At 60.5% G+C, this 20836-nt stretch carries 22 protein-coding genes; 21 read left to right on the top strand and 1 reads right to left on the bottom strand.

What is annotated here, in order from left to right; genetic code table 11:
- Positions 1 to 140: 140 nt before the first annotated feature.
- The 20 genes from VSP_RS09880 (at position 141) to dinB (ending at position 19130) form a co-directional block, all read left to right on the top strand.
- Positions 141 to 1688 (top strand): phage portal protein family protein, encoded by a 1548-nt coding sequence (locus VSP_RS09880; RefSeq protein WP_009960351.1) that lies wholly within the window; start codon positions 141 to 143, stop codon positions 1686 to 1688.
- A gap of 55 nt (positions 1689 to 1743) precedes the next feature.
- A complete protein-coding gene (locus tag VSP_RS09875; RefSeq protein WP_009960350.1) occupies positions 1744 to 2913 on the top strand; it encodes a phage protease in 1170 nt (389 codons plus the stop codon).
- A gap of 83 nt (positions 2914 to 2996) precedes the next feature.
- A complete protein-coding gene (locus VSP_RS09870) occupies positions 2997 to 3233 on the top strand; it encodes a hypothetical protein (RefSeq protein WP_009960349.1) in 237 nt (78 codons plus the stop codon).
- A 75-nt stretch (positions 3234 to 3308) separates the two neighbouring features.
- Positions 3309 to 3809: a hypothetical protein gene (locus VSP_RS09865; RefSeq protein ID WP_009960347.1), complete on the top strand. Its 501-nt coding sequence runs from the start codon at positions 3309 to 3311 to the stop codon at positions 3807 to 3809.
- A 92-nt stretch (positions 3810 to 3901) separates the two neighbouring features.
- A complete protein-coding gene (locus VSP_RS09860; protein ID WP_009960346.1) occupies positions 3902 to 4945 on the top strand; it encodes a hypothetical protein in 1044 nt (347 codons plus the stop codon).
- A 143-nt stretch (positions 4946 to 5088) separates the two neighbouring features.
- A complete protein-coding gene (locus VSP_RS42110; RefSeq protein ID WP_009960345.1) occupies positions 5089 to 5256 on the top strand; it encodes a hypothetical protein in 168 nt (55 codons plus the stop codon).
- Positions 5246 to 5698 carry a hypothetical protein gene (locus VSP_RS09850; RefSeq protein ID WP_009960344.1) on the top strand — a complete coding sequence of 151 codons (453 nt, stop codon included), beginning with the start codon at positions 5246 to 5248 and terminating at the stop codon, positions 5696 to 5698. Before VSP_RS42110 ends, VSP_RS09850 begins: the two co-directional genes overlap by 11 nt.
- Before the next feature lie 46 nt (positions 5699 to 5744).
- Positions 5745 to 6623, top strand: a complete 879-nt coding sequence (locus VSP_RS09845; RefSeq protein ID WP_009960342.1) for a DNA cytosine methyltransferase — start codon at positions 5745 to 5747, stop codon at positions 6621 to 6623.
- A gap of 4 nt (positions 6624 to 6627) precedes the next feature.
- Positions 6628 to 7266, top strand: coding sequence for a hypothetical protein (locus VSP_RS09840; protein ID WP_009960341.1), 639 nt, complete (start codon positions 6628 to 6630; stop codon positions 7264 to 7266).
- Positions 7267 to 7495: 229 nt separating this feature from the next.
- Positions 7496 to 8656, top strand: coding sequence for a hypothetical protein (locus tag VSP_RS09835; protein ID WP_157210822.1), 1161 nt, complete (start codon positions 7496 to 7498; stop codon positions 8654 to 8656).
- Positions 8653 to 9306 carry a hypothetical protein gene (locus tag VSP_RS09830; RefSeq protein ID WP_009960338.1) on the top strand — a complete coding sequence of 218 codons (654 nt, stop codon included), beginning with the start codon at positions 8653 to 8655 and terminating at the stop codon, positions 9304 to 9306. The genes VSP_RS09835 and VSP_RS09830 overlap by 4 nt, the downstream gene beginning before the upstream one ends.
- Before the next feature lie 201 nt (positions 9307 to 9507).
- Positions 9508 to 10218, top strand: coding sequence for an FN3 associated domain-containing protein (locus VSP_RS09820; protein ID WP_009960336.1), 711 nt, complete (start codon positions 9508 to 9510; stop codon positions 10216 to 10218).
- A gap of 107 nt (positions 10219 to 10325) precedes the next feature.
- Positions 10326 to 10889: a hypothetical protein gene (locus VSP_RS09815; protein ID WP_009960335.1), complete on the top strand. Its 564-nt coding sequence runs from the start codon at positions 10326 to 10328 to the stop codon at positions 10887 to 10889.
- A gap of 95 nt (positions 10890 to 10984) precedes the next feature.
- The gene (locus VSP_RS09810; RefSeq protein WP_009960333.1) at positions 10985 to 11479 is read left to right on the top strand and encodes a hypothetical protein; all 495 of its coding nucleotides are present in this window, start codon (positions 10985 to 10987) and stop codon (positions 11477 to 11479) included.
- A gap of 36 nt (positions 11480 to 11515) precedes the next feature.
- Positions 11516 to 11923: a hypothetical protein gene (locus VSP_RS09805; protein ID WP_009960332.1), complete on the top strand. Its 408-nt coding sequence runs from the start codon at positions 11516 to 11518 to the stop codon at positions 11921 to 11923.
- A 74-nt stretch (positions 11924 to 11997) separates the two neighbouring features.
- Positions 11998 to 13596 carry a hypothetical protein gene (locus VSP_RS09800; RefSeq protein WP_009960331.1) on the top strand — a complete coding sequence of 533 codons (1599 nt, stop codon included), beginning with the start codon at positions 11998 to 12000 and terminating at the stop codon, positions 13594 to 13596.
- 7 nt (positions 13597 to 13603) lie between these two features.
- Positions 13604 to 15346 (top strand): hypothetical protein, encoded by a 1743-nt coding sequence (locus VSP_RS09795; protein ID WP_009960330.1) that lies wholly within the window; start codon positions 13604 to 13606, stop codon positions 15344 to 15346.
- Positions 15347 to 15352: 6 nt separating this feature from the next.
- Positions 15353 to 17035, top strand: a complete 1683-nt coding sequence (locus tag VSP_RS09790; RefSeq protein ID WP_009960329.1) for a hypothetical protein — start codon at positions 15353 to 15355, stop codon at positions 17033 to 17035.
- A gap of 1 nt (position 17036) precedes the next feature.
- Positions 17037 to 17804: a hypothetical protein gene (locus VSP_RS09785; RefSeq protein WP_009960327.1), complete on the top strand. Its 768-nt coding sequence runs from the start codon at positions 17037 to 17039 to the stop codon at positions 17802 to 17804.
- A gap of 240 nt (positions 17805 to 18044) precedes the next feature.
- Entirely contained in the window at positions 18045 to 19130 is a 1086-nt protein-coding gene (dinB, locus tag VSP_RS09780; protein WP_009960325.1) for a DNA polymerase IV, read from the top strand.
- 53 nt (positions 19131 to 19183) lie between these two features.
- Here the strand turns inward: dinB and VSP_RS34770 are convergent, their stop codons facing one another.
- Positions 19184 to 19753 (bottom strand): murein hydrolase activator EnvC family protein, encoded by a 570-nt coding sequence (locus VSP_RS34770; protein ID WP_157210821.1) that lies wholly within the window; start codon positions 19751 to 19753, stop codon positions 19184 to 19186.
- Between the two features lie 226 nt (positions 19754 to 19979).
- Here VSP_RS34770 and VSP_RS09770 point away from each other — a divergent pair, with 226 nt between their 5' ends.
- Positions 19980 to 20489 (top strand): Fur family transcriptional regulator, encoded by a 510-nt coding sequence (locus VSP_RS09770; protein WP_009960323.1) that lies wholly within the window; start codon positions 19980 to 19982, stop codon positions 20487 to 20489.
- Positions 20490 to 20836 lie beyond the last annotated feature (347 nt).

The following is a 20836-nucleotide window of genomic DNA, read 5'->3' as shown; positions in this document are numbered from 1 at the left end:
CTCTGGCGCTTTGGGCGTCTCTACACCCGTGAAGGGGGCTTCAAATGGATTCTCAAGGGGTTTTCAACCCCCTAAACCGCCTCAAAATCGACAATGCCAAATAGTGTGCACGCCGTTTGCACCATTTTCAGCAAACCCGCATGAAGACGAAGCCGATTTCAACCCCTGACATGATCCAGCGCGAGAAGCGCATGCGGTTCAATCCGCTGCGCATGCTCACGCCGGAGACGCTGGCCCAGGCGTTGGATTCGTTCATCTACGGGGATCTGCGTCAGGCGGCCCAGCTGTGGGAGTTCATCGCGGAACGTGACGACACCATCCCTGGGGTGAAATTCAAGCGTGAGGCGGACACGGCCCACCGCGACTGGCAAGTACTGACGAAGGACGACAGCCGGGAGGCGAAGCGGCACAAGGAGGTGCTGGATGGGTTCTGGGCCCAGGCGACGGCGACCAATGCCTTTGACCGCAATGAGACGGGTGGGATCAGCCGTCTGATCAAGCAGATGATGAGCGCGGTGAGCTACAAGTATGCGGCGCACCATCTGGTGTGGTCCCCACGGGCCAATGACCTGACGGCGGAGTTTGAGTTTGTGCCTTTGCACTTCTTTGAGAACCGGACGGGCAAGCTGCGGTTCATCCCGGATGGGGTGAGCATGGAAGGGGTGGAGATGCCGCGGGGTGAATGGATGGTGCACACGGGACAAGGGCTGATGATGGCCTGTTCCATTGCCTACACGTTCAAGCGGCTCTCTTATCATGACTGGCTTGCCTTCAGTGACAAGTTTGCCATGCCGGGCACCCTGGGACGGACGGCGGCGGCTCAAGGCAGTGAGGCGGGCAATGCCCTCAAGGAGGCGGTGGAGTCCTTCGGCAATGACTGGAGCGCGGTGATCTATGGTGATGACGGCAGCGGCAAGATCGAGCTGGTGGAGGCCAAGGCTAACAACAGCACCCTGCCCTTTCCCTCTCTCATTGAAAGGGCCGACCGGAAGATTGCGGCCCTGTATCGTGGGGCAGATCTGAGCACGATGAGCGCGGGCAGTGGTGAGGGCTCCGGAGCCAGCCTGCAAGGCGGAGAGGCGGACATCCTCGCCCTGGATGACGCTGTGACCGTGAGCGAGACTCTGAACGGGATCGAGCGCCACGTTCTGGAGTGGTACTTCGGCAAGGGGGTGAAGCCGAAAGCGTATTTCAAAATCCTTGTGCCGGTGAAGGAGGACATGAAGCTGCTGCTGGATGCCATCAAAGCGTTTGTCGAGCTGGGGGCTCCGATTGAAATCGCGGATGTGCTGGAGCGGTTCGGGTTTGCCAAACCCAAGGAGGGGGCGGAGCTGCTCAAGTCAGCGGCAGATCGCAAGGCCCTGGCGGATGCGGCGGCGGCGGGTCTGGGGTCTGGCACTGGCACCTCTGTGAATGCCAAGGGTGAAGCAGCTCCTGACATGGACTTCATCACGCAAGCCACACGTCTCCTTCATGAGGCGGGCAAAGAAGACAGGGAGATGCTGGTGAAGGATCTGAAACGCATCATGGCCATCACGGATGATGGTGTGATGAAGAATGAGCTGAAAGGGTTCCTCAAGACCTTGCCCACGGCGATCAGCCAGGATGCCGCGCAACAGAGCGCCTGGGAGAAGATCATGCTGGGGGCTTTCTTCGATGGGGCGGCAAGCCTGGAGGAAGCGGCCTGAGGGGGTGGGAGTGATTTTGAACCACTGATTGACACTAACGGAACACTAATTTTTTATGAGACTGATTTCCAAGAAGAAGGCCCTCAGAGGCTTGGTTATGACTGTGAACCATGCAGGCAAGGCAAGCCGCGAGATGAGTCTGGCCTACAACGGGGCGGCGGTGGCAGAGGGTGATGACTGGATGCAGATCTCACCTTACGGCCAGTACCCCACCAACAACGGTGAGATGGTGCAGGTCTTCGGCAAGGATGAAGCCGGGAAGATGGTGGCGGAGTTCAACTCCACGGTGGACCAACTGGGCCGCATGTTCCGCGGTGTGCCGGTGTACATGGGACATCCCGCCCAGATGCCGGAGCGCTTCTCAGATCCACGCCGGATCGGCAAGGTGATGAAACTGGAGGCCAGAGATGACGGTCTCTATGGCAAGGTGGAGTGGAACAGCCTGGGCAAAGAGAACCTCAGGGAAGGGTATATGGTCTTCCCCTCCCCTGGCTGGATGCACCCCAAGCCCGCGCCCGGTTCCTGCAAGATTTTCCCCGTGCATCTGGATCATGTGGGCATGGTGAATGACCCCAACATTGAAACTGTGAGGCCCTGGACCAACTCCCAGGACTCTGACACACAACCCAAACAACCCGACGAAAAAGCGATGAAAGAGAAACTGTGCGCACTGCTGGGCCTGGACCCGGCCACGGCAACGGACGATGAGATCTTTGCGAAGATCACGGCCATGAAAGAAGGGGCCGACAAAGCCACCAAACTGAATACGGACCTGACGGCAGAAGCGGCCAAGACTGCTGAGCTGGAGGCCAAGAAGAAAGAGATGGAGGGTGCCCTGGCAACCGCCAACTCCAAAGCCATGGAGACGCTCAAGACCAACGCCGGTGTGGTGCTGGATATGGCGGTGAACGGCGGCAAGATCACGGAGGCACAACGCGCCGAGTGGGAAGGCAAGCTGATCGCCAACGGTGGTGCCGCCTTCAAGGCTGAGGCTGAGAAGCTGGACAAACTGGAAACCGCCTTCAACAACAAGGCGCTGGAGATTGGTGGCGCGAAGGTGGATGTCTCGGATGCGCAATCCCGCCGGATCGCGCTCAACACGGCGGTGGCTGATGCCCAGGCCAAGAACCCGAAGCTCACCTACACTGAAGCCTTCAACCAGGTGAAGCGTGATCCGAAGTATAAAGGGCTGATCGCCGCCATGAACTCCAAGCCGAAAGGCTGAGGCCAAGAGTCCCCTGACGAGATACGCAAGCAAAGTTTCAACGAACCCGATCAAGAACCCAACCCCTCAAGAGGAACCGGAACATGCCCAAGATCACCCCGCCCGATGAAACCGCGATCAACGCGAAGATCAAAGAGAGCGGCGGAGGGCTCTCCCGTGAGCAGGCGGTTGCCGTGCTCAATGCCCAGGCGGAACATGACGCCGCCCTGGCCGAGGAAGAAGGCGCGAAAGCACCGAAAGCCAAAGAGCCGAAAACCGATGAGGCTGGCGGCGAGGCCAAAGGCGGCAAGAAAACCAAAACGGCGGAACCTTCCGCCTAAAGGCGGTACTCCAACACTGATTCAGGCGGGGCGGCGGGGTGGCAGGCACCAACTACGACAAACCCACTGAATCTTATGACGACATTCATTCTTCTCTTTGCGCTGGCCCTCGTGCTGGCGCTGGCGTTTTCCCTGATCCGCCGCAAGGCCCACCTGGCGGGCCTGATGATGGCGGTGAACATCGCGGAGGGCACCCATGACAAGGCACTAAGCCGGTACTCTGACGCGGCGATTGCGCGTTATCTCCTCGTCAAGAGGGGCAGTGATAACGATCACTTTGCCGTCAACGGTGCCAATGACATGCCCTATGCCACGACGCTGGATGAGACCACGGCGGCGGAGGAGCTGATTGCCGTGGGCCTGCTGGGCACTGGGCCCACCAAGCTCATGACGGCCAGTGAAGCACTGGCCACGGTGGGCGTGCCCGTGTACACGGCGGCGGGTGGCAAGATCCAAGACACGCCAGCGGGCGCAGGCACTTACTGGCAGGTCGGCATCCTGCAATCTACCTCTGGCGCTGATGGCGATCTGGTGGAGGTGCAAAGCTGCGTGCCCATCAAGCTGGTGGTGACCTAAGCCCAGGGCATCGGACTCACCCAATCATAGTAACGCGGGACAGGTCGGCGGGGTGGCAGGCAATCCACAAACCCAAGATCGAGACAACGACTATGAAGAAGATCACTATCAACAGCGCGGAGATCACCCGCCTGCAAAAGCAGTACAACGGCCGCCTGCAACTGCTGGGCGGACTGGAGAACAAGTCCTTTGACCCGGCGGATGACGGCAGCGACCGCCCGGAGCTGATCACCTCCGTGAATGCCTCCAGGTTCAATGAGGCGTTCCTCTCTGAACCGTTGACCGCGTTCGCGGTAGGGTTCAAGGACAATACGAACATTGAAGAGACGTTGGAGTTCTTCGCCCCGGCTTGTGAGGTGCCGCGCCGGTTCAGCTACCGCACCTTCAGCAACCCTGAAGAGTGGCTCTCCGAACTGGATGACCTCCGCGCCATGCGTGGCGACTTCAAGACGGTGGAGTACACCGCCAGCGAAGTGGAAGGCAAGACCCAGAACCGGGGGCTCCGCGTGGTGGTGGATCTGGATGAGGTGGCGGACAAGCAGAACTGGGAAACCAAGTACACAGAGAAGCTGATCCGCCGCATCCGCCGCAACGCCCTGCGTCGCTCCCTGGCTCTGCTGGTGGCTGCTGCCACCAACGCCAACAAGACCTGGGGCAACACAAGCCAGCCTGATGCTGATGTGCGGGCTGCCTTGATCGCCGCGACGAACGTCAGCGGCATCCGGCCCAATCGCGTGGGTTATGGCGACACGAGCTATGATTACCGCGTTGCGGCCTATGAGAGCCAAGAAAACGCGGGCTCAACGATGGCCCTGGGGCGGGATGAAAACCGTCTCGCCTCCTACTTCGGCGTTGAACAGGTGAAGGTGTCGCGTGAGCGGTACCAGAGTGCGGCCGCTGCCAAGAGCGAGATTGTGAGCAACAAGGTGGTGCTCTTCAACGCGCTGGCCGGGCTGGATGCGGAAGACGCCAGCAACATCAAGCGCTTCACCTCTCCGGTGGAGGGTGGTGGCCCGCTCCGCGTGTACTCCCGGCAGATCTCCACCAAGCTGTGGGAGATCGTGGTGGAGCACTATGAGCTGCTCAAGATCACCTCCACCCTGGGCATCCGGACTCTCACGGCTTCGCAAAGCTAAGCCCTGAACCGGCTGAGTGAAGTGGGTGGGTTCCTGAAAAATCGTGGTGTGGAGGGGCAACCCTCCACACCCGGTTCAGGCGACACCGGCCCGCTACGCGGGAGACGCCAGACTAGAAGACACAAGACTCAAGACCTGAGGCCATGAATGAAGAGGAACGTGAAACACTGGCAGCGGAGCTGATGGGGCAAGTGCGCGCACGGCTGGCAGGTGTGCCAGCGGATGAAGAGCGTGACGTGCTGGATGCCCTGGCTGCCCTGGTTGAAGAGCGCTTGAAACAACTTGAACCCGTGATTGCTCATGTGGATTGAACTGACAGAGATCCATCTGAAAGAGGCCCTCTCCGGTCCGGAGGTGGAGGCATTCCGCACGGCGGCGCTTGCTGATGGGCAGGCTGACCCGGTGCCGGGATTGATTGAGGCGGTGGTGCGCCAGATCCGGAGCCGGGTGGCGGCCTGCAAGAGCAACACGATGGGCGCGGGGATGACCATCCCTGATGAGACCTTGAGTGCGGCCAAGGCTATGCTGGCCTGGGAGATGTTGACCCGGTTGCCGGGCAATGATCCGTCTCTCTATGAGACCCGGGAGAAGCGCAAGAATGATGCGCTGAAGTACCTGGACAGCATCGCGAAGTGTGACGCGGTGATTGAGCAACCGGCCACGCCCAGTGAGGAAGTGATTGCCACGCCCGTGTTTGAGCAGGTGTCAGGGAACAAGAGGCAGGCCACGCGGAGGAAGTTGAGCGGGCTTTGACCCGCTGCGCGGGAGACAGAAGACGTGAAGACACAAGACGCAAGACATGACCTATGAAAAAGATGCAGGCCACAAAACGAAGCCAACGCACGGCTCCCTTTTCGCGGGGATCGGTGGCTTTGAACTCGGGTTTGAACGGGCTGGATTCCAATGCTCTTGGAGCGTCGAAATCAACCCCATCAACCGGGCTGTGCTTGCTGACCGATTTCCCCATTCCCGACAGTTTGAAGACGTCCGTGAGTGCGGCGCGCACAACCTTTCACCGGTTGATGTCCTTACCGCCGGGTTCCCGTGTCAAGACATCAGTGCTGCCGGAACGTCGAGCAAGCAAGGACGCCCAGGGCTCAAGGGTGAGCGAAGCGGTCTATACCGGGAGGCCCTACGAATCATCGATGCGATTCGGCCCAGATGGGTTGTGCTTGAAAACGTCGAGGCGTTGCTCTGGGTCAACGATCATGCGGACCTTGCGACGATCATCCAAGACCTTGCCCACCGCGGGTACTTGGGATGCTTCCGGGTGCTGGATGCTGCAGGCTTCGGCGTTCCCCAGAGACGTCGCCGCCTTTTCATGGTCGGCGGCCTTGGACAGCCCCCCCCCGCTGAGCTGCTATTTGACGCCAGCCCAGTGGAGGGCATTCCTAGCGCGTTCGCTGCGGGCGAAGTCGCACGGGCCGCGCACAGCGCGCCTGGCTATACTCTACTGGCCGCAAACACTGCCTGCCGAATCACCCTTGGTGGTCAGCTACTCGTCGCTGAGCAAGACGGATGGAATAAGATGGTTGAGCGGGCCAGAGAGTCTGAGCGTTGCGGGATTCCCCTCGGACTGGATGACACCGACTTTGCATCGGCTCACGCGGCGGGTAACGCCGTGGTTCCGCAAGTTGCTGAGTGGATCGGTAGAAAGCTCATTCAAAGGATGAGGTAACACCATGAACCCTGCTCGCATCGTCTTCATCTTTGTGAATGGCATCCTCACGATGCCGGGCGCTTCCGATAATTGGAATGGCCGTGCGGTCACATGGACGCACTTGCACACCCCTTTCAGGGCGGAGAAGATTGAATATCTTGTGGGACCGATTGGGCGCATGCTGGGGCAGCGGAAACGTGCGGAGAAGCTGGCCAAGACGCTGACGTTTTACGCGGGCTGGCACATCGTGCTGGTGGGCCACTCCAATGGTTGCGATGTGATCCTTGATGCGCTGGCCTCGCTGGACTGGCCGAGGATTGAGGAGCTGCATCTGGTGAGTGCCGCCTGTGAGGCGGACTTCGACGCCAATGGGCTCAACAAATATCCGGCGGCGATTGGCCGGGTGTGTGTGTATGTGGCGGGCAAGGACTGGGCTCTTGCCCTGGCCAAGACGCAACTGGGCAGACTGCTGGGCTATGGTGCCCTGGGGAAGACGGGGCCGGTGAATGCGCGGCGGGCTCCGGAGGTGATCACTGAGCCGGGGTATGGGCATGGCGACTGGTTCGGAAAGGCGGCGCTTAATGGGAGCATGTGGCGGTTCGTGGACGGCATGCTGGTGAAGAGTTCGTTGCTACAACAAAAGAATGGAGGAATGGAGTGATGGAGTCTTGCTATAAATGCCAATGTGATGTGTCGGTGGAGGACAACTTCTGCCGGGAGTGTGGTGCCCCAGGACCAGGCCAATACGTTGGGTGGGACTGGAAAGCCTCCCCAAGCTTCACGGCCTTGAACCTTTTGCTGCAACCCTACGGCTGCAAGATAGAGGAGCTGGAGACCAACTCCGACCAATGCGCGGCAAGGGTGGTGCCACTGAAAAAGAGGTAGCAACGATGGCCGCACTCTTTCCACCCTCTGACCCGCCCGAGGCTTACCGCCGCTCGCGGAGCCGTGGGCTGCTGCCCAGTGCCCTGGGATCAGCGGCGCAGCGCCGGGAGTTTGCCAAGGCGCTGCGGGATCGGTCGGTGTTCTCCGCCCGGACCGCGAATGCCGTGTATCTCAACGGCATCCGTGAGGCGGCGGAAAGGGAGTTGAAAGGTGGGTATGAGAGTGATCGTGGAGCGCTGAGGATCTTCCTCAAGGGGCTGCTGACGCGGCTGCTGTATGACCCTGAGACGGGATTCGCCGGTGATGAGGCGCTTGGCATTCCCCCAGCGGAGCCGGGGAGCCTGCAGGACCTGAGCAGTGACAAGCGGCTGAACCTGATCCTTGATACGCAAGTGGGGCTGATGCGTGGAGCCGGGCAGAAGGCCCGCGGCATGGATCGTGTGTATCAGTTTCCAGCCTGGGAATTGGTGAGGGTCAGCCCCCGCAAGAAAGAGCGTGGATCGCCTGACAGCGGCTCCATGGGATGGGCGGAACGCTGGACCAAGGCGGGCGGTCAGCCGGTGAGCGTGGGCGCCAAGACGCTGATGATGGCGGCGAAGAGTGATCCCGTGTGGAAGGCCCTGGGTGATGGGGATCTCTTCCCCGATGCCTTGGATGTGGATCATCCACCGTTTGCATTCACCAGCGGGATGGGCTGGCGGGAGGTGCCCCGGGCGGAGTGGCTGGCGGCAAGCGGCGGAGTAAAAAGCGAAGAGTCAAAAGTAAAAAGTGGTGAGACTGAGACGGGTGAGGAAGAGGAGTCAACGAAAACGCAGAAGAGCCCGCCAAAGGTGGAGATCCCCGAGCCGGTGTTCAGCACCCGGGGGATGCCCGCTGACTTCAAGGCGGCGTTGATTGCCAAGCTGAAGGCGACGCCGGGCAAGCTGACGGACCGGGAGGCGGGTGAACTGGGCAACCAGGTGAAGCGCGAGATCGCGAGCAATGCGCGGGAGATGATGCTGTCCGTGATCAATGCCGTTGACCCGCCTGAAGGCGGAACTCCAACGATGAGGCGCGGCCTGCTGGCGGTGCTGGATGAGGTGGCAACCGGAGCGGTCGCCCTACAGGTGAATGCAAGGCGGGTGGATCTGCTGGCGGTGCTGGATGGGATGGAGGATGCAGCATGAAGATCGTCGCGACGTACACCAATGAAGCGACGCCACTGCTGGCGGCGCTGCTGCCAAAGCTGGAGGATCCCACCCAGCTGAACAAGCACATAGCCGGTGAGGCGGAGGTTCTGACCGCCAACCACTTGATCAATGTGAAGAGTGAGCACAAGACGGCGAGCCGTTTGGGTGCCACTCCCACCTACTACTTCCAGAACAAGTCGAGAGCGGTGGAGAGCTGGTATGATGAGACGTGTGCGGAGGTGGTGATCCCGACCGGGGAGGGTGCGATCAGCAACCTCTCCAAGTCGGTGGGCGGGTCTGCGGTGGGGAGCCGGGAGGCGTTCGCGCCAGCCTTTGGGGCAGTGAACATCGTGGCGATCAACTCACGGTATCTGACGATCCCCGCGGCGGCGGTGGCTTATGGTCGGCGGGCGGGTGAGTTCCCCCTGCTCCAGTTCATCCCCTTTGCCTCTGGAGCCAAGGCCCTGGCGATGGTGACGGGGAAGGGCAAAGAGCGTAAGACCGAGGTCTATTACTGGCTGAGGGAAGAGGTGAACCTCAAGGAGGACAAGACCATTCTGCCGACGGATGATGATTATGCAGCGGCGGCGGAACGTGGGGCGGAGAGCTTCATGAGTGAGATGATGGAGACAACAGCGGCGGAATGAGGAGGAACCGCTAATGGACACTAACGAAACGCTAACAGATGCACAGAAATTGAAGCGGTATGAACTGAGGCTGCGGGCCGCTGATGCGGTGATGAAGGCCATAGATGAAGCGATCAAGAACGGATCACTCAATCCACGGCACCCTATTGCAGACGCACGCCTAGACTTTGGGCAACCGCACATTTACGAGCACACGAAACGATGAACATTCTGCAACAACTGCAACTGGATGTGGGTGGGTACCTGGGGACGCTGGGGCAATACCAGTATGTGCCCATCACGGTGGTCCGCCCGCGTGATGCCGGGGCGGCCACACTGATACAGACAAACATCAACAATGCCCTGGCGGGGATGCTCAAGAAGAACGGCAAGGGAGGCATTGCGGCCATGGTGCTGATGCCCTCAGCCGGGGTGCCAGTGGACAAGGTGAAGGGCTTTCTTAGGATTGAGTTGACGGTGCGGATCATTGAGAACCCGCTGGTCAATGAGGGGGCCGAGGGAACGCATGTGCCCGCTGAGCAGCTCGCGCTAGATACTCTGATGTATCTGCATGGATGGGATGCGGGCCGGAAGCATGAGTTCCGCGGTGATGAGAGCAACGCGGTGAGGGCGGCCAATATCGTGGGCAAGGTGGCGTATGATGTCACGGTCTATTGCTACCATGGTGCAGACAATGCGCAGCAGGTTGCGGTGCCGGTGATGACGGTGGGCGGTGGCGACATCACGCTGACTTGTGCCGCGGCCAGCGCGGAGATCTGGTACACGCTCGATGGCAGCTTTCCCGGGCCATCCAATGCGGAGGCCGTGGAGTATGAGGCGGCCTTTGCAAGTGTGCCCGGGGCAGTGCTGCGGGCGGCGGCGTATAAGGGAGGCAATGCGCCGAGTGATGTGCTTGAAAGGATCTTGAGCTGAGGCAAGCGGAGCGCTTGCCCTACAGGTAAACAGGAGTATAGACAGAACAGCTTTTTGGCGGGACCGCGGGGTGGCAGGCAATTCACCCAACAACCCACTTAGAAGCTATGTCACTTGTAAATCGTACTGTCATTCTGGGGAGCCATGTATGGTTCGCCCGTGAAGGGGAAACGGAAGAAATCACCATGGTGGAGCACACCGTGGGTGTGGATTACAAACCTGCCACTGACTCTGAGCTGTATGAGGCCATGGGAGCTGTGGAAACCTTTGGTGTCACCAACAAGGCGGACGCTCTCGTGTTGAAGGCTCCACCGGTTGGCCGTGGTACCTACCGCCGCCGTAAGAGCATTCCGCTGAGTCAGGAGCTGACGCTCAAGGCCAAGCTGCAAGATGCCAACCAACTGGTGATGGAGTCCATCTTCCTACTGGCGGGTGCGATCACCATTGGCACGGCTCAACAGCCGCTGAAGCAGAGCAAGCCCATCACGGGATGGCTGAAGATTGAGCAACGTGATCAGACGGACACGCTGATCAACACCATGTTCCTCTGGGTGGAGATGATGGTGACGGAAGGCAAGAGCGCGGAGAAGGAGTACGCGTATGACGTCACCTGGGAGGTGCTGGACAGCGAGTTGAACACCTACAACCTCAATGCCCTCACTGCCAACTAAGGCGGCAGTCCTGGCAGAGCATCTGACTGATTCCGCCTAAAGGCGGTACTCCAACACTGAGACAGCAGGCGGAGCGCTTGCCCTAAAACACTGATATGATTGAGGTCCGGGAAAGCCCCCTGAAGATCACGCTGGGTGCCACCGTGCTGGTGGACTATGATGCTTGGTTTGAAGGTGGGCTTCCCAAGATCGATCAGACAGGTGAAGTGCAGGAGGTGAAGTATGTGAGGGCTGCGGGAGGCAAGACCTTTGACCGTGGCAACCGCATGCACTCCATCAGCTGGACCGTGATGCGGCTGCACGAGTCTCCCCAGGCGGCTGAGGCATTCCGGCTGCACACACTGGCCAGCCTGCCCACGGGTGGCGTGGATCTGATCATAGAGGTGATGGGGCACGAGGGGGAAATGGTGATCGCCTCTGCCACCATCACGGATGTGCAGACGGGGACTTATGAGCAGTGCTCACGCATCACGTATGCGTTGAAAGGCGGTGCGATCACAGGTGCCCCGCTGGCACTGATGGGAAGGGTGCTGACTGAGGAGGGGGACGGGCTGCTGACGGAAGATGGCAGCACGCTGATGATAGAGTGAGGCAAGGAAACAACAACACACAACCCAGATCGAAACATGATCATCTCAATAGGCGGAACAATCATCCATGATGACTGGAGTCAGGCGCTGGCCCTGCCAGCCTCTGGGCAACCGTGGCACCTGATCGTGCCAGCGGTGAAAGCATTCACCACCTTCCAAGGGCTGGCGGCATGGCTGGAGGAGGCGCGGGAGCTGTATCCGTCCACCGATATGGTGACGCTCCGGAGGGAGGCTCCCAACGGTGACTACGATGAACTGGAGCTGCACGCCATCAGTACCCTGACCACGGGAGAGCTGGATGGCCTGGCGCTGCATCTGACTTATGAGATCCGCGGGCTGCTGACGGGCACACGGGTGGGCAACATCCATGCGGTGACGACGGAGGGCGGCGTGCCGCTGAGCACGGAGGGCGGCAGCGTGGTGAGGCAGGAGCCGCAACTGTAGGAGCAATTTGGTCGGGGGGACGCGGAGTGACGCAGGCAAGCAACGAGCAAACCCAACCCAACAAAATGATATCCATGAAAGGACGTTTCAACCCCTTTGCAACGGCAGCGCTGATGCTGCTGGCGGCGGCTCCCCTGATGGGCCAGACCTCCGCGAAAATCACGGAACTGCCAGCGGCCAGCAGCCTGAGCGCCACGGATCTGGTGCTGACGGTGACGGACCCGAGCGGTACGCCGGTGACGAAATCTGCAACGGTGCAGAAGATCATTGATCTGCTGGGCAGCACCACGCTCACGCTGACCAACAAGACGATCAGCGGCAGCAGCAATACCATCACGGGTGTGCCGCAAAGTGGTGTGTCCAATCTGGTGAGCGACCTCGCGGGGAAACAGGCGGCGGACAACACGCTGGCGGCTCTGGCCGGGCTGACGACGGCGGCGGACAAGCTGCCCTACTTCACGGGCTCCGATGCGGCTGCTGTCACCGACTTCAGCGCCTTTGCGCGGACCCTCATGGATGATGCTGATGCCGCCACGGCCCGGGCCACGCTGGGCATCACCAGCCCCCAGGAGAGCCTGACGGCCGTCGTGGATGCCAGTGGCAACGACAGCACCGGGACCGTGGGTGACCCGAGCAAGCCGTACCTGACAATCCAAGCGGCACTGGATGACCTGCTTGCAGCGCCGTCCACCTATGAGCAGCGGACCGTCCGTGTGCGTACGCTGGCGGCATCAGAGGCGGTGACCATGGATGAAGACTTCAGGTATCTATTCTTCGACTTGCTGCCCGGATACAACAACATGGGCACCTTCTCATCACTCACAGTCAACTGGGACCCTGTAGGACTCCATACCTTGCAACTGTCGGTACGAGGCGAGATGGGAGACATCATTGCCAAGGGACATTATGTGTCCCTCAAGGGGGTGGGTGCGGCCACTGTGGGCGCGGTGGATGTGTCAGACAACAGCTTGACTGAATCCAACCCTGGAGCAGGCCTAAGCGTGGAAGGGCCAGTAACTTTTAACAGTGGTATCAATGGCATGGGAGCAGTTGGAGATATGTCCAATGCTGGCACCAATGGCAAGGCCGTGAGCTTTAACAATGGGAGCATGTTCATCGGTAGCTCCAACATCAACCTGGCTGGCGGTGGGAACGGTGGTGCGGGGGCTGGGAATGCTGGTGATCTCACCATCAGTGGCAATGCCCAAGTGGGGCCACAGAATGGCCAATTCGCTGTAAACAACCTCAACTGGAACACAGTCGCGAAGACAGGCATCGTGCAATACAACCGCACCAGTACCGACACTCTCACTGCCACATCCACCCAACTCGGTGGCTATGTCGAGCTGCCGATGCCGGGCGTCTATCTGTTGTTCGGAAACGTCAATCTCCAGTTCGCCGCTGCCACATTCTCCAGCTCGCGGACAATGACGTTCAGATTCCGCCGCATCAACAACACGGCGGCAGATGTGGGCGGCCCGTCTCTGACGCTGCCCACACAGATCACGAGCTCGCAGACCCGATCACTCGGCTCCTGCATGATGCCGCTGGGCATCTACGTCACGCCCCGCTCGGGTGATCGCATCGCCATCTTTGGCGATGTGTCTGTGGTGCCCAGTGCTGGCTCTGCCGATGTGGTGGGGCTGAGCATCACTTCATTCAAGGCTTCTTAATACGGCCATGGCAGACGCTGACAAAGAGATCAACATCAGGATCACCTCCACCGCTGACACTGCCCCCATCCAGGAGGCGGCAAAGGCGGTGGAGGAGGTGGCAGCGTCTGCCGATGCGCTGAGCGAGGAGGAAAAGCAGTTCTTCGGGCCGGAGTTCCTGGCCCGAATGAAGGAGGCGGAAGAGGCCGCCAAAGAAGTCAGTACCGCGGTGGAGGCGGTGGGGACCAGCATGGGGGACTCGCTGGCGGAGTTCGTGGGACCCCTGAGCAGTGAGATGCCCGCACTGGCGGAGGCTACAGAGTCCGTCGAAGAAGCTGCGGGCGGACTGGGGGACACGATGGCCGGTGCGCTGGGCTCAATCGTGAATGGGGGCAGTGAGGCGGTGGAGTCACTGAAGGGCATCACGAAAGGCGGCACCGATGCCAATGAGATCCTGGGGACCATGAACCTGGATCTGCTCACTGTCTTCCAGGCGGCGTGGGATGTGGGCACGCTGCTGGGGAAGACCTTGTTCAACACGCCGGACTGGGAGCAGCTCCAGAAGGACACTGACGCGGCGGCGGCGTCGTTTGCCAAAGTGCGTGATGCAGTGAGTGCACTGCACAAGCAGACTGAGGAGCACAATGAGGCTCTGCGGCAGCAGGATGCGCTGTATGATCGCATCACGAAGAAGCTGGAGCGAGTCGGTCAACTACGCGATCAGGAGGCAGCCAGGCGTAATGAGCTGGCGGATGCTGCGGCGGACCGGCAACGAGCGGAGATCGAAGCGGGTGGCGGGACTGAAGAGGAGAAACTCCGCAAGACCCAGGAGTTGGAGAAGCGAGAGCGGGCAAGGAAACAACAGGAGGCGCTGGACAACTACGCCCGCGATGAGAGCGAGCAAATACGCAAAGGGCGTGCTACCCAGGCGGAGATCCGGGAGCAGGAGGAGACGATCGCTAATGCCAAACGCCGTGAGGAGGCAGCGAGGCAGCGCCCGGCACTGGCCAATGAGGTGGGAGAAGCTGGGCGGGAGCGGCTCGCCGCGGCGGAGGCGTATCGGGACAATCCCAACTCTCAAGAGGCGCTAGACGCGCTGGATGCGGCCACTGAGAAATTCCGCGAGGCAAAGCAGAGGCTGGATGAATTCGACAAAGCTTACCCAAAGCTGGAGGGGTGGGCTGAGGAAGCGGCGAAGGGGCAGCAGGCGATTCAAGACGCCACCACGCGCATCAAGCAGCTGGAAGAGGAGTTTAAGAAACAACTCGATGAAGTGGACGCCATCCGGCGCGACCGGGAGACGGCCGAGAAGAAATTCGACATCACTGAGGGCACCCAGGACATCCGGGACGGCAAGGCTGTGACCGAAGCGCAAGAGCGAGCCAAGCAGCAGCAGGATCAAGAGAAGCAGAAAGCGGAGTCGGTGGCGGAGCGGGAGCGCAACAAGACGCGGCGCGAAGCTCAAGGGCAGGACAAGGCGGCAGACCGGGATCTGACGGAGAAGGTGGGCGATCTGGCCAAGGCGGCGAATGACAATACCGAGGCAGGCAAGGCGGCCAAGGAGCAGCTGGAAGCTGCGGCCAAAGCGCTGCGAGATGGAGCGGACAGCAAGGAGCTGGACGCTGTGGGCAAGCTGCTCACGGATGCGAGCCAGACGCAGGACCAGAATGCGCAGCGGCTGATCAAGGTGGCACAGTCAGCACTGGACAGAGCGAAGCAAACAGAGGCCCGGATCAAGGCACTGGAGGCGAAGGTGACGAGTCAGGAGTAACACGCGATGGCAACCTATCTGATCAACGGACAGAGCCCGGCATCACTGGGGGTGGAGCTGTGCAGACGTGTGCGGCGCAATCAGGCGATTGACACGGTGACGCTGCAAGTGACGACGGAGGAGGGCATCACGGGGGTGCTTCCCTTTGCCTATGATGATGAGGTGGTGATCACGCGGGACGGGGTGACGTGGTTCCGTGGCTGGGTGATGTCTCCCATCGTGGCTGGCCAGTCAGGTATGGAGGGCATGAGCATTGAGATTGGCGGGCCGTGGTGGCAGCTCATGCGGCTCACATACACCCAGCTCACCCTGCCGGTGGGGGGGGAAACAACCCCGCGATACACCTACGGAGCGACCACAAGCGGAGAGCGGCAGACCACACTGGAGATCATCAGCCAGGTGCTGGACTACGCCATTGCCAAAGGAGCAGTGATGCAGGTGGGGACGCTGGTGCTGGATGATGCGAAGCCGCCAAAGGCGGTGAAGCTGGACCGCCGGTGTGATGAGCTGGTGACCTCTGCTCTGGAGTGGCATCCTGATGTGATTGCATGGTTCGACTATGAGACGGACCCTCCCACCTTCCACCTCACCAAGCGGGGTGATACGGGGACTGTGCAAGTCCTCACTTGGGGGGATATCGAGCAGTGCTCACCCATGCCGCGCCCGGATCTGGTGACCTCTGGCGTGGTGATCCGCTACGAACGCGGAGGGCTGCAAGTGAGCGCGGGTGGCATGCGCCCGGCTCAACTGGTGGATGACTATCCTGATGGGGCGGACGCAACGGCGATGGATGCCATTGTGCAGACCATCACAGTGGGGCGCAATGATGTGGCGGTGCCAGGGCTGGCGGAGCGCCTGTTTGAATCGTACTCCGGGTTGATCTGGGAGGGGGGAATGGCGCTGGTGCAGGAGGATTGCAACACGGGATTGCGCCCCGGCATGAGTGTGAATGTGACGGGTGGACAAGTGGCCTGGGAGACGATGCAGGCGTTTATCCAGAGTGTGTCTGAGGATCTGATGTCTGGGCAGACCACGGTGGAGTTTGGCCTGCCACAATTCTGCGGGGCCAGGCCTCGCTTGTTTCACCTCACGCGCCGCCGCCATAACGACCAGGATAAGGATGCAGATGCTGCTGGTGAGGAGCGGCTGGAGGCTGCTGCGGTGGACCAAGCGCCATCCACGGCGCTCACACTGTATGCGACGGAGGTGACTGGTGGAGTGGCGAAACTGCGGGTGACGCCTGGTTTTGTGAGTACGTCTCTGTTTGGGGGTGAGGAAGACCAGATCCCGCCGACCCTGGATGACACGGAGCTGGATGCGGTGCCTGCGCCCTACATCACGCTGGGGGTGGGTGGCTCAGTGGATGTGTGGTTGAAGCTGGAACTGACGCCTACGATGACTGAGCACACCTTCACGGATGCCATGGGCACGGAGGTGGTGGAATGGCGGCCTACTGGGCCGTTTATCTTTGGGGCGCAAACTGAGATTGTCTCCGTGGAGCCAACACGGCAGGTGTGGGACCTCAACTTTATGACGGGAGAGGTGAATGAGCCGATGAAGCTGGGCTTGAGGATCGGCAGTGCCAACTGGCCCGGGGGCGCTGAGGCCCCGACTGTGAGCCCGGAGAACACGAGCAACATCGTGCTGGTGCTCTTCCCGCCCGGTGGGTTCGTCCAAGTGATGGCGTGATATGCTTCCGGAGCCGCAGATTGAGCAGATGACGGGCGTGCAGCTGATGCAGGCATTTGCCCCGCCGCCGCCCTTGTGCGTGCCGCTGGCCACTGAGGAGTGGCGCGGCCGGTACACGAGGATGACGTTTGCCTACCAGCTGCGCTCGTGGTCCGATGATGAGACGCCACCGGCGTGGGAGGATGAGGATGTGATCGTGACGGACATCTTTCCACTGACCGCCTTCCGGCTGGCGAGGTTGCTATGGCGGAAGTCCAAGAGCACGGAGGAGGCTTCGATTGTGACGGAGATCCGGAGGGAGCAGGTGCGGTGGCGCTGGATCTGGGAGGTGGACTCCTCCCCGATGGCATGGCGCATGGTGCACATCCGCTGGAGGCTGGAGGAGCGTTTGACGGTCAACGGGACGCCCAGCATAAGCTGGGGCGACCCCGAAGAGCACTGGTGGCAGGGTGAGGAGCCTGAGGGGTACGATGTGGGGGACTGGACCACATGGCCGGGCACGGAGATTGTGGAGACCCCTTTGCCTACGGTCCCAGAGCCCCCAGATCCAGCGGCGGGCATCAACAATACCCATGAGGGGCAGACGTTCACAGACTGGCTGTGGCCCCACCGTGACGTGCTGGCGCTGTATCCGGCCTATCCCTTTGATGGGGTGGAGTCGCAGTTTGCCCCAGGCTTCATTCCGGGAGCCTACGGGGCCGCGCATGAGTACGGGAGGCCCAAGAGCAATGGGGTGTTCTACGGGCGTCCACCGATGCCCCTGCCTTGAAAGGGGCTTTCAAGGGACTTGAAAATGGGAGGCGTGGAGGCAGGCCATTTATCAAACCTTTGATAAATCCATCTCAAACCGGGCGCTTGCTACGTTCGCCAGCTTCTGCCGCTCCCTTGGATTTCCACAGGGACACCAAGTCAGATCCTCTCCCGGCACTGGCTCACCTTTGTGCCATGGGCTAAAGGGGAGACGACTTGGCACCGTCAAAGATCGGTTGCCCGCCGTACTCTCTCATCCATGCCTCAGCCCCGGATCGTCATGCACGTGGATATGGACGCGTTCTTCGCGTCCATCGAGCAGCGTGATCATCCAGAGTTCCAGGGCAAGCCCGTCATTGTCGGTTCCCCGCCCGATCAACGTGGGGTGGTCTGCGCGGCCAGCTATGAAGCCCGCGCCTTCAAGGTGCACTCGGCCATGCCCTCCCGCACCGCCGGAAAACTCTGCCCCCAGGGCATCTTTGTTCGCCCTCGAATGAGCGTGTACCGCGCAGAGTCGGCCAAGATCATGCAGGTTCTCCAGAACTTCAGCGCTTGCATCGAGCAGGTATCAGTGGACGAAGCCTACCTTGACGTCAGCCCCTCCTATCAAAACTACGACGATCAGGACACCGCTCTGGAGGCTGCGGAGACCATGGCCCGTGAGATCAAAGCCCGCATCAAACAGGAGGTGCAACTCACCGCCACGGTGGGACTCGGGTCCAACAAGTTCCTTGCCAAACTGGGCAGCGGCTTTCAAAAGCCAGATGGTCTCACCCTCATCCGGGAAAGGGACAAGATAGCCTTCCTCCGCCCCTTGCCAGTCGGGGCCATTCATGGCGTCGGTCCCGTCACCGCCAAGGAGTTGAACGAGCGCGGCTTCATGACGGTGGGCGACCTCCAGGAGACGACGATTCCACTGACTGACATCCTCGGCTCGTGGTCCGCCACCTTGAAACAGCGCGCCCTAGGCACCGATGAGCGGCCGGTTGACCCCACCGACGAGCGCAAGAGCATCAGTTCCGAGAACACCTTCCTCAATGACACGGACGACCGTCCCACGCTTCGTGCTGCCCTCAAGGAGCTTGCGCTCGATGTAGCCCAGACGTTGGGAAAGGAAGGCGTCGGAGCCCTTACCATCCAGGTCAAAGTCCGCTACAGTGATTTCACCACTCTGACGCGCCAGCTTCGCGTGGATGATCCGCTCACGCAGACCGACGAGATCTATCGTCTCGCCTGTCACCTCCTCGCTCGCCATCAGCTGGTCAAGTCCCCCCTTCGTCTCATCGGCATCGGTGTTTCCACCCTCGTCCCTCCCGTTCGCACCCAGCTGCGCCTGCCGCTTTGATTCATGACACAGACGTCCCGACTGGACGTGGGACCAGCATTCTGCCGATGGCCTCATTCCCTCATCCCAGGCAAAAGCAAATCCCCACCCTTCCCACGGTACCGCTTCAGAAACTCCTCAGGCGGCACACGATCCAGAGGCGCATCCGCATAGCCGATGCCGGGATACACCGAGAGGCTCTCCCTCACTTCGAAGTGAAGATGAGCCAGATACCGGCCGTTGGCCGTGCCCACCGTGCCAAGTTGTGCCCCCCGGGCTAGCACCGCATCGCACTGAGTGAGGACCTCATCCAGATGGGCATAGATGGTTTGGCACACACGATAACCCATTGGCGCAGAGGCATCTGGCACTTGATGTGCAAGGATCACCATATTCCCCCATCCTGGCCCCACCCAGCCCGCATAGATCACCTTCCCCACCCCACTGGCATAGACAGGATCTCCCAGATCCGAGTTCCATCCACCGATGCCATTGAGATCATCCCCCAGATGCCGGTTCACGCGAAACCGCTGGGCATTGTAAGTGAATGCACCGCTTTCCGTGCCCATCGGCGCATCAAAGCGAACCGCCGTCGGCAACGCCGCCACCTCCGCAGGTGACAACCGGATAAATGCCGCGTCCAAAGGTTTGTTAGGTGCCGTATTTTCCGGATGACAGGCTGTTACAGCCAGGGCAACCGCCACCCATGCCCCCCAACGGGGCCATCTCTGTGGCTTGCCTTTTCGAGCAACAGGCTTATAGAGATCCAGTATCAACATCATTCAACGCTCGATCTTGAGCAAACCGCCGTCAAACCCGGATGCATCTAGGGTTGACGATTCCATTCCGCGTGAGAACAATGGATAAGAAATGACCGAGGCCATCCGACAGACCCTGGAATCCTTCCTTGCCAGCAAGGGACTTCGCCGCACGAAACAACGCGATGTCATCATTGAGGCTGCCTTTGGCACGCAGGAACACTTCAACGCGGAAGATCTGCACGCCATGTCGCGTCGCATTGACCGCACCATCTCACGGGCCACCGTTTACCGCACGCTCAGCCTGCTGGTGGATTGCGGCCTGTTGCGCGAGGTGGATCTGGGCCGCGATCAGACCTACTACGACCCCAACTTCCTGGACAAACCGGAACACAATCACCTTATCTGCGTGGACTGTGACAGGGTCGTTGAATTTGAGGATGACCACATCGCGGTGATGGAAGACTGCATCACCCGTCGTCTCGGTTTCACACCGGCATCCAAGACCATCCGCATCGTCGCCAAGTGCGATCAACTTGGCCGGACTGGTCAATGCGCCTACCGGGATCAGGAGAGGGCCGGGCACGGTTCCCATGGCCTGAGTCACGCTCACGCGCACTGAGGCGAACCCGTTTCGCGGGAGACAGAAGACTTGAGATTTCGGGCGAACTGCCAGCCAGTTCGCCTTTTTTGTGCCCGCGTGCCTTACGCTGAGGGCCAGGATGGGTTGTCGGGGGCTGTGGCGAGCATCACCGCTTGGGGAGTCCTGTGTCAGACAACGGTCTGCAGACCAGCAACGAAGTCCTGCGACGCTTGCACTGGACGTTGCTGGAGGCGAAGGGTTCAAGACCTTCACAAGGGGTGCGAAAGCGGCGGTTCCCGCGCGCACTCCAAAGATGCTTCACATCCAGGTGTTGGACGTGTGGAAGGACTTTGTAGAAACAAAGAGCCTGCGAACCGCCTGGCCAC

Source organism: Verrucomicrobium spinosum DSM 4136 = JCM 18804 (assembly GCF_000172155.1).
GTDB classification, from domain to species: domain Bacteria; phylum Verrucomicrobiota; class Verrucomicrobiia; order Verrucomicrobiales; family Verrucomicrobiaceae; genus Verrucomicrobium; species Verrucomicrobium spinosum.
The sequence above is the reverse complement of the archived record's forward strand: the minus strand, read 5'-3'. Positions and strand labels throughout refer to the sequence as shown.

What these genes read in the sequence shown, in the direction of transcription:
- VSP_RS09860 (WP_009960346.1), top strand. Translation starts at nt 3,902, where the DNA reads ATGAAGAAGATCACTATCAACAGCGCGGAGATCACCCGCCTGCAAAAG.
- VSP_RS09835 (WP_157210822.1), top strand. Translation starts at nt 7,496, where the DNA reads ATGGCCGCACTCTTTCCACCCTCTGACCCGCCCGAGGCTTACCGCCGC.
- dinB (WP_009960325.1), top strand. Translation starts at nt 18,045, where the DNA reads ATGCCTCAGCCCCGGATCGTCATGCACGTGGATATGGACGCGTTCTTC.
- VSP_RS09875 (WP_009960350.1), top strand. Translation starts at nt 1,744, where the DNA reads ATGAGACTGATTTCCAAGAAGAAGGCCCTCAGAGGCTTGGTTATGACT.
- VSP_RS09795 (WP_009960330.1), top strand. Translation starts at nt 13,604, where the DNA reads ATGGCAGACGCTGACAAAGAGATCAACATCAGGATCACCTCCACCGCT.
- VSP_RS09815 (WP_009960335.1), top strand. Translation starts at nt 10,326, where the DNA reads ATGTCACTTGTAAATCGTACTGTCATTCTGGGGAGCCATGTATGGTTC.
- VSP_RS42110 (WP_009960345.1), top strand. Translation starts at nt 5,089, where the DNA reads ATGAATGAAGAGGAACGTGAAACACTGGCAGCGGAGCTGATGGGGCAA.
- VSP_RS09840 (WP_009960341.1), top strand. Translation starts at nt 6,628, where the DNA reads ATGAACCCTGCTCGCATCGTCTTCATCTTTGTGAATGGCATCCTCACG.
- VSP_RS09870 (WP_009960349.1), top strand. Translation starts at nt 2,997, where the DNA reads ATGCCCAAGATCACCCCGCCCGATGAAACCGCGATCAACGCGAAGATC.
- VSP_RS09790 (WP_009960329.1), top strand. Translation starts at nt 15,353, where the DNA reads ATGGCAACCTATCTGATCAACGGACAGAGCCCGGCATCACTGGGGGTG.
- VSP_RS09830 (WP_009960338.1), top strand. Translation starts at nt 8,653, where the DNA reads ATGAAGATCGTCGCGACGTACACCAATGAAGCGACGCCACTGCTGGCG.
- VSP_RS09770 (WP_009960323.1), top strand. Translation starts at nt 19,980, where the DNA reads ATGACCGAGGCCATCCGACAGACCCTGGAATCCTTCCTTGCCAGCAAG.
- VSP_RS09810 (WP_009960333.1), top strand. Translation starts at nt 10,985, where the DNA reads ATGATTGAGGTCCGGGAAAGCCCCCTGAAGATCACGCTGGGTGCCACC.
- VSP_RS09880 (WP_009960351.1), top strand. Translation starts at nt 141, where the DNA reads ATGAAGACGAAGCCGATTTCAACCCCTGACATGATCCAGCGCGAGAAG.
- VSP_RS09820 (WP_009960336.1), top strand. Translation starts at nt 9,508, where the DNA reads ATGAACATTCTGCAACAACTGCAACTGGATGTGGGTGGGTACCTGGGG.
- VSP_RS09845 (WP_009960342.1), top strand. Translation starts at nt 5,745, where the DNA reads ATGACCTATGAAAAAGATGCAGGCCACAAAACGAAGCCAACGCACGGC.
- VSP_RS09865 (WP_009960347.1), top strand. Translation starts at nt 3,309, where the DNA reads ATGACGACATTCATTCTTCTCTTTGCGCTGGCCCTCGTGCTGGCGCTG.
- VSP_RS09785 (WP_009960327.1), top strand. Translation starts at nt 17,037, where the DNA reads ATGCTTCCGGAGCCGCAGATTGAGCAGATGACGGGCGTGCAGCTGATG.
- VSP_RS09800 (WP_009960331.1), top strand. Translation starts at nt 11,998, where the DNA reads ATGAAAGGACGTTTCAACCCCTTTGCAACGGCAGCGCTGATGCTGCTG.
- VSP_RS09805 (WP_009960332.1), top strand. Translation starts at nt 11,516, where the DNA reads ATGATCATCTCAATAGGCGGAACAATCATCCATGATGACTGGAGTCAG.
- VSP_RS09850 (WP_009960344.1), top strand. Translation starts at nt 5,246, where the DNA reads ATGTGGATTGAACTGACAGAGATCCATCTGAAAGAGGCCCTCTCCGGT.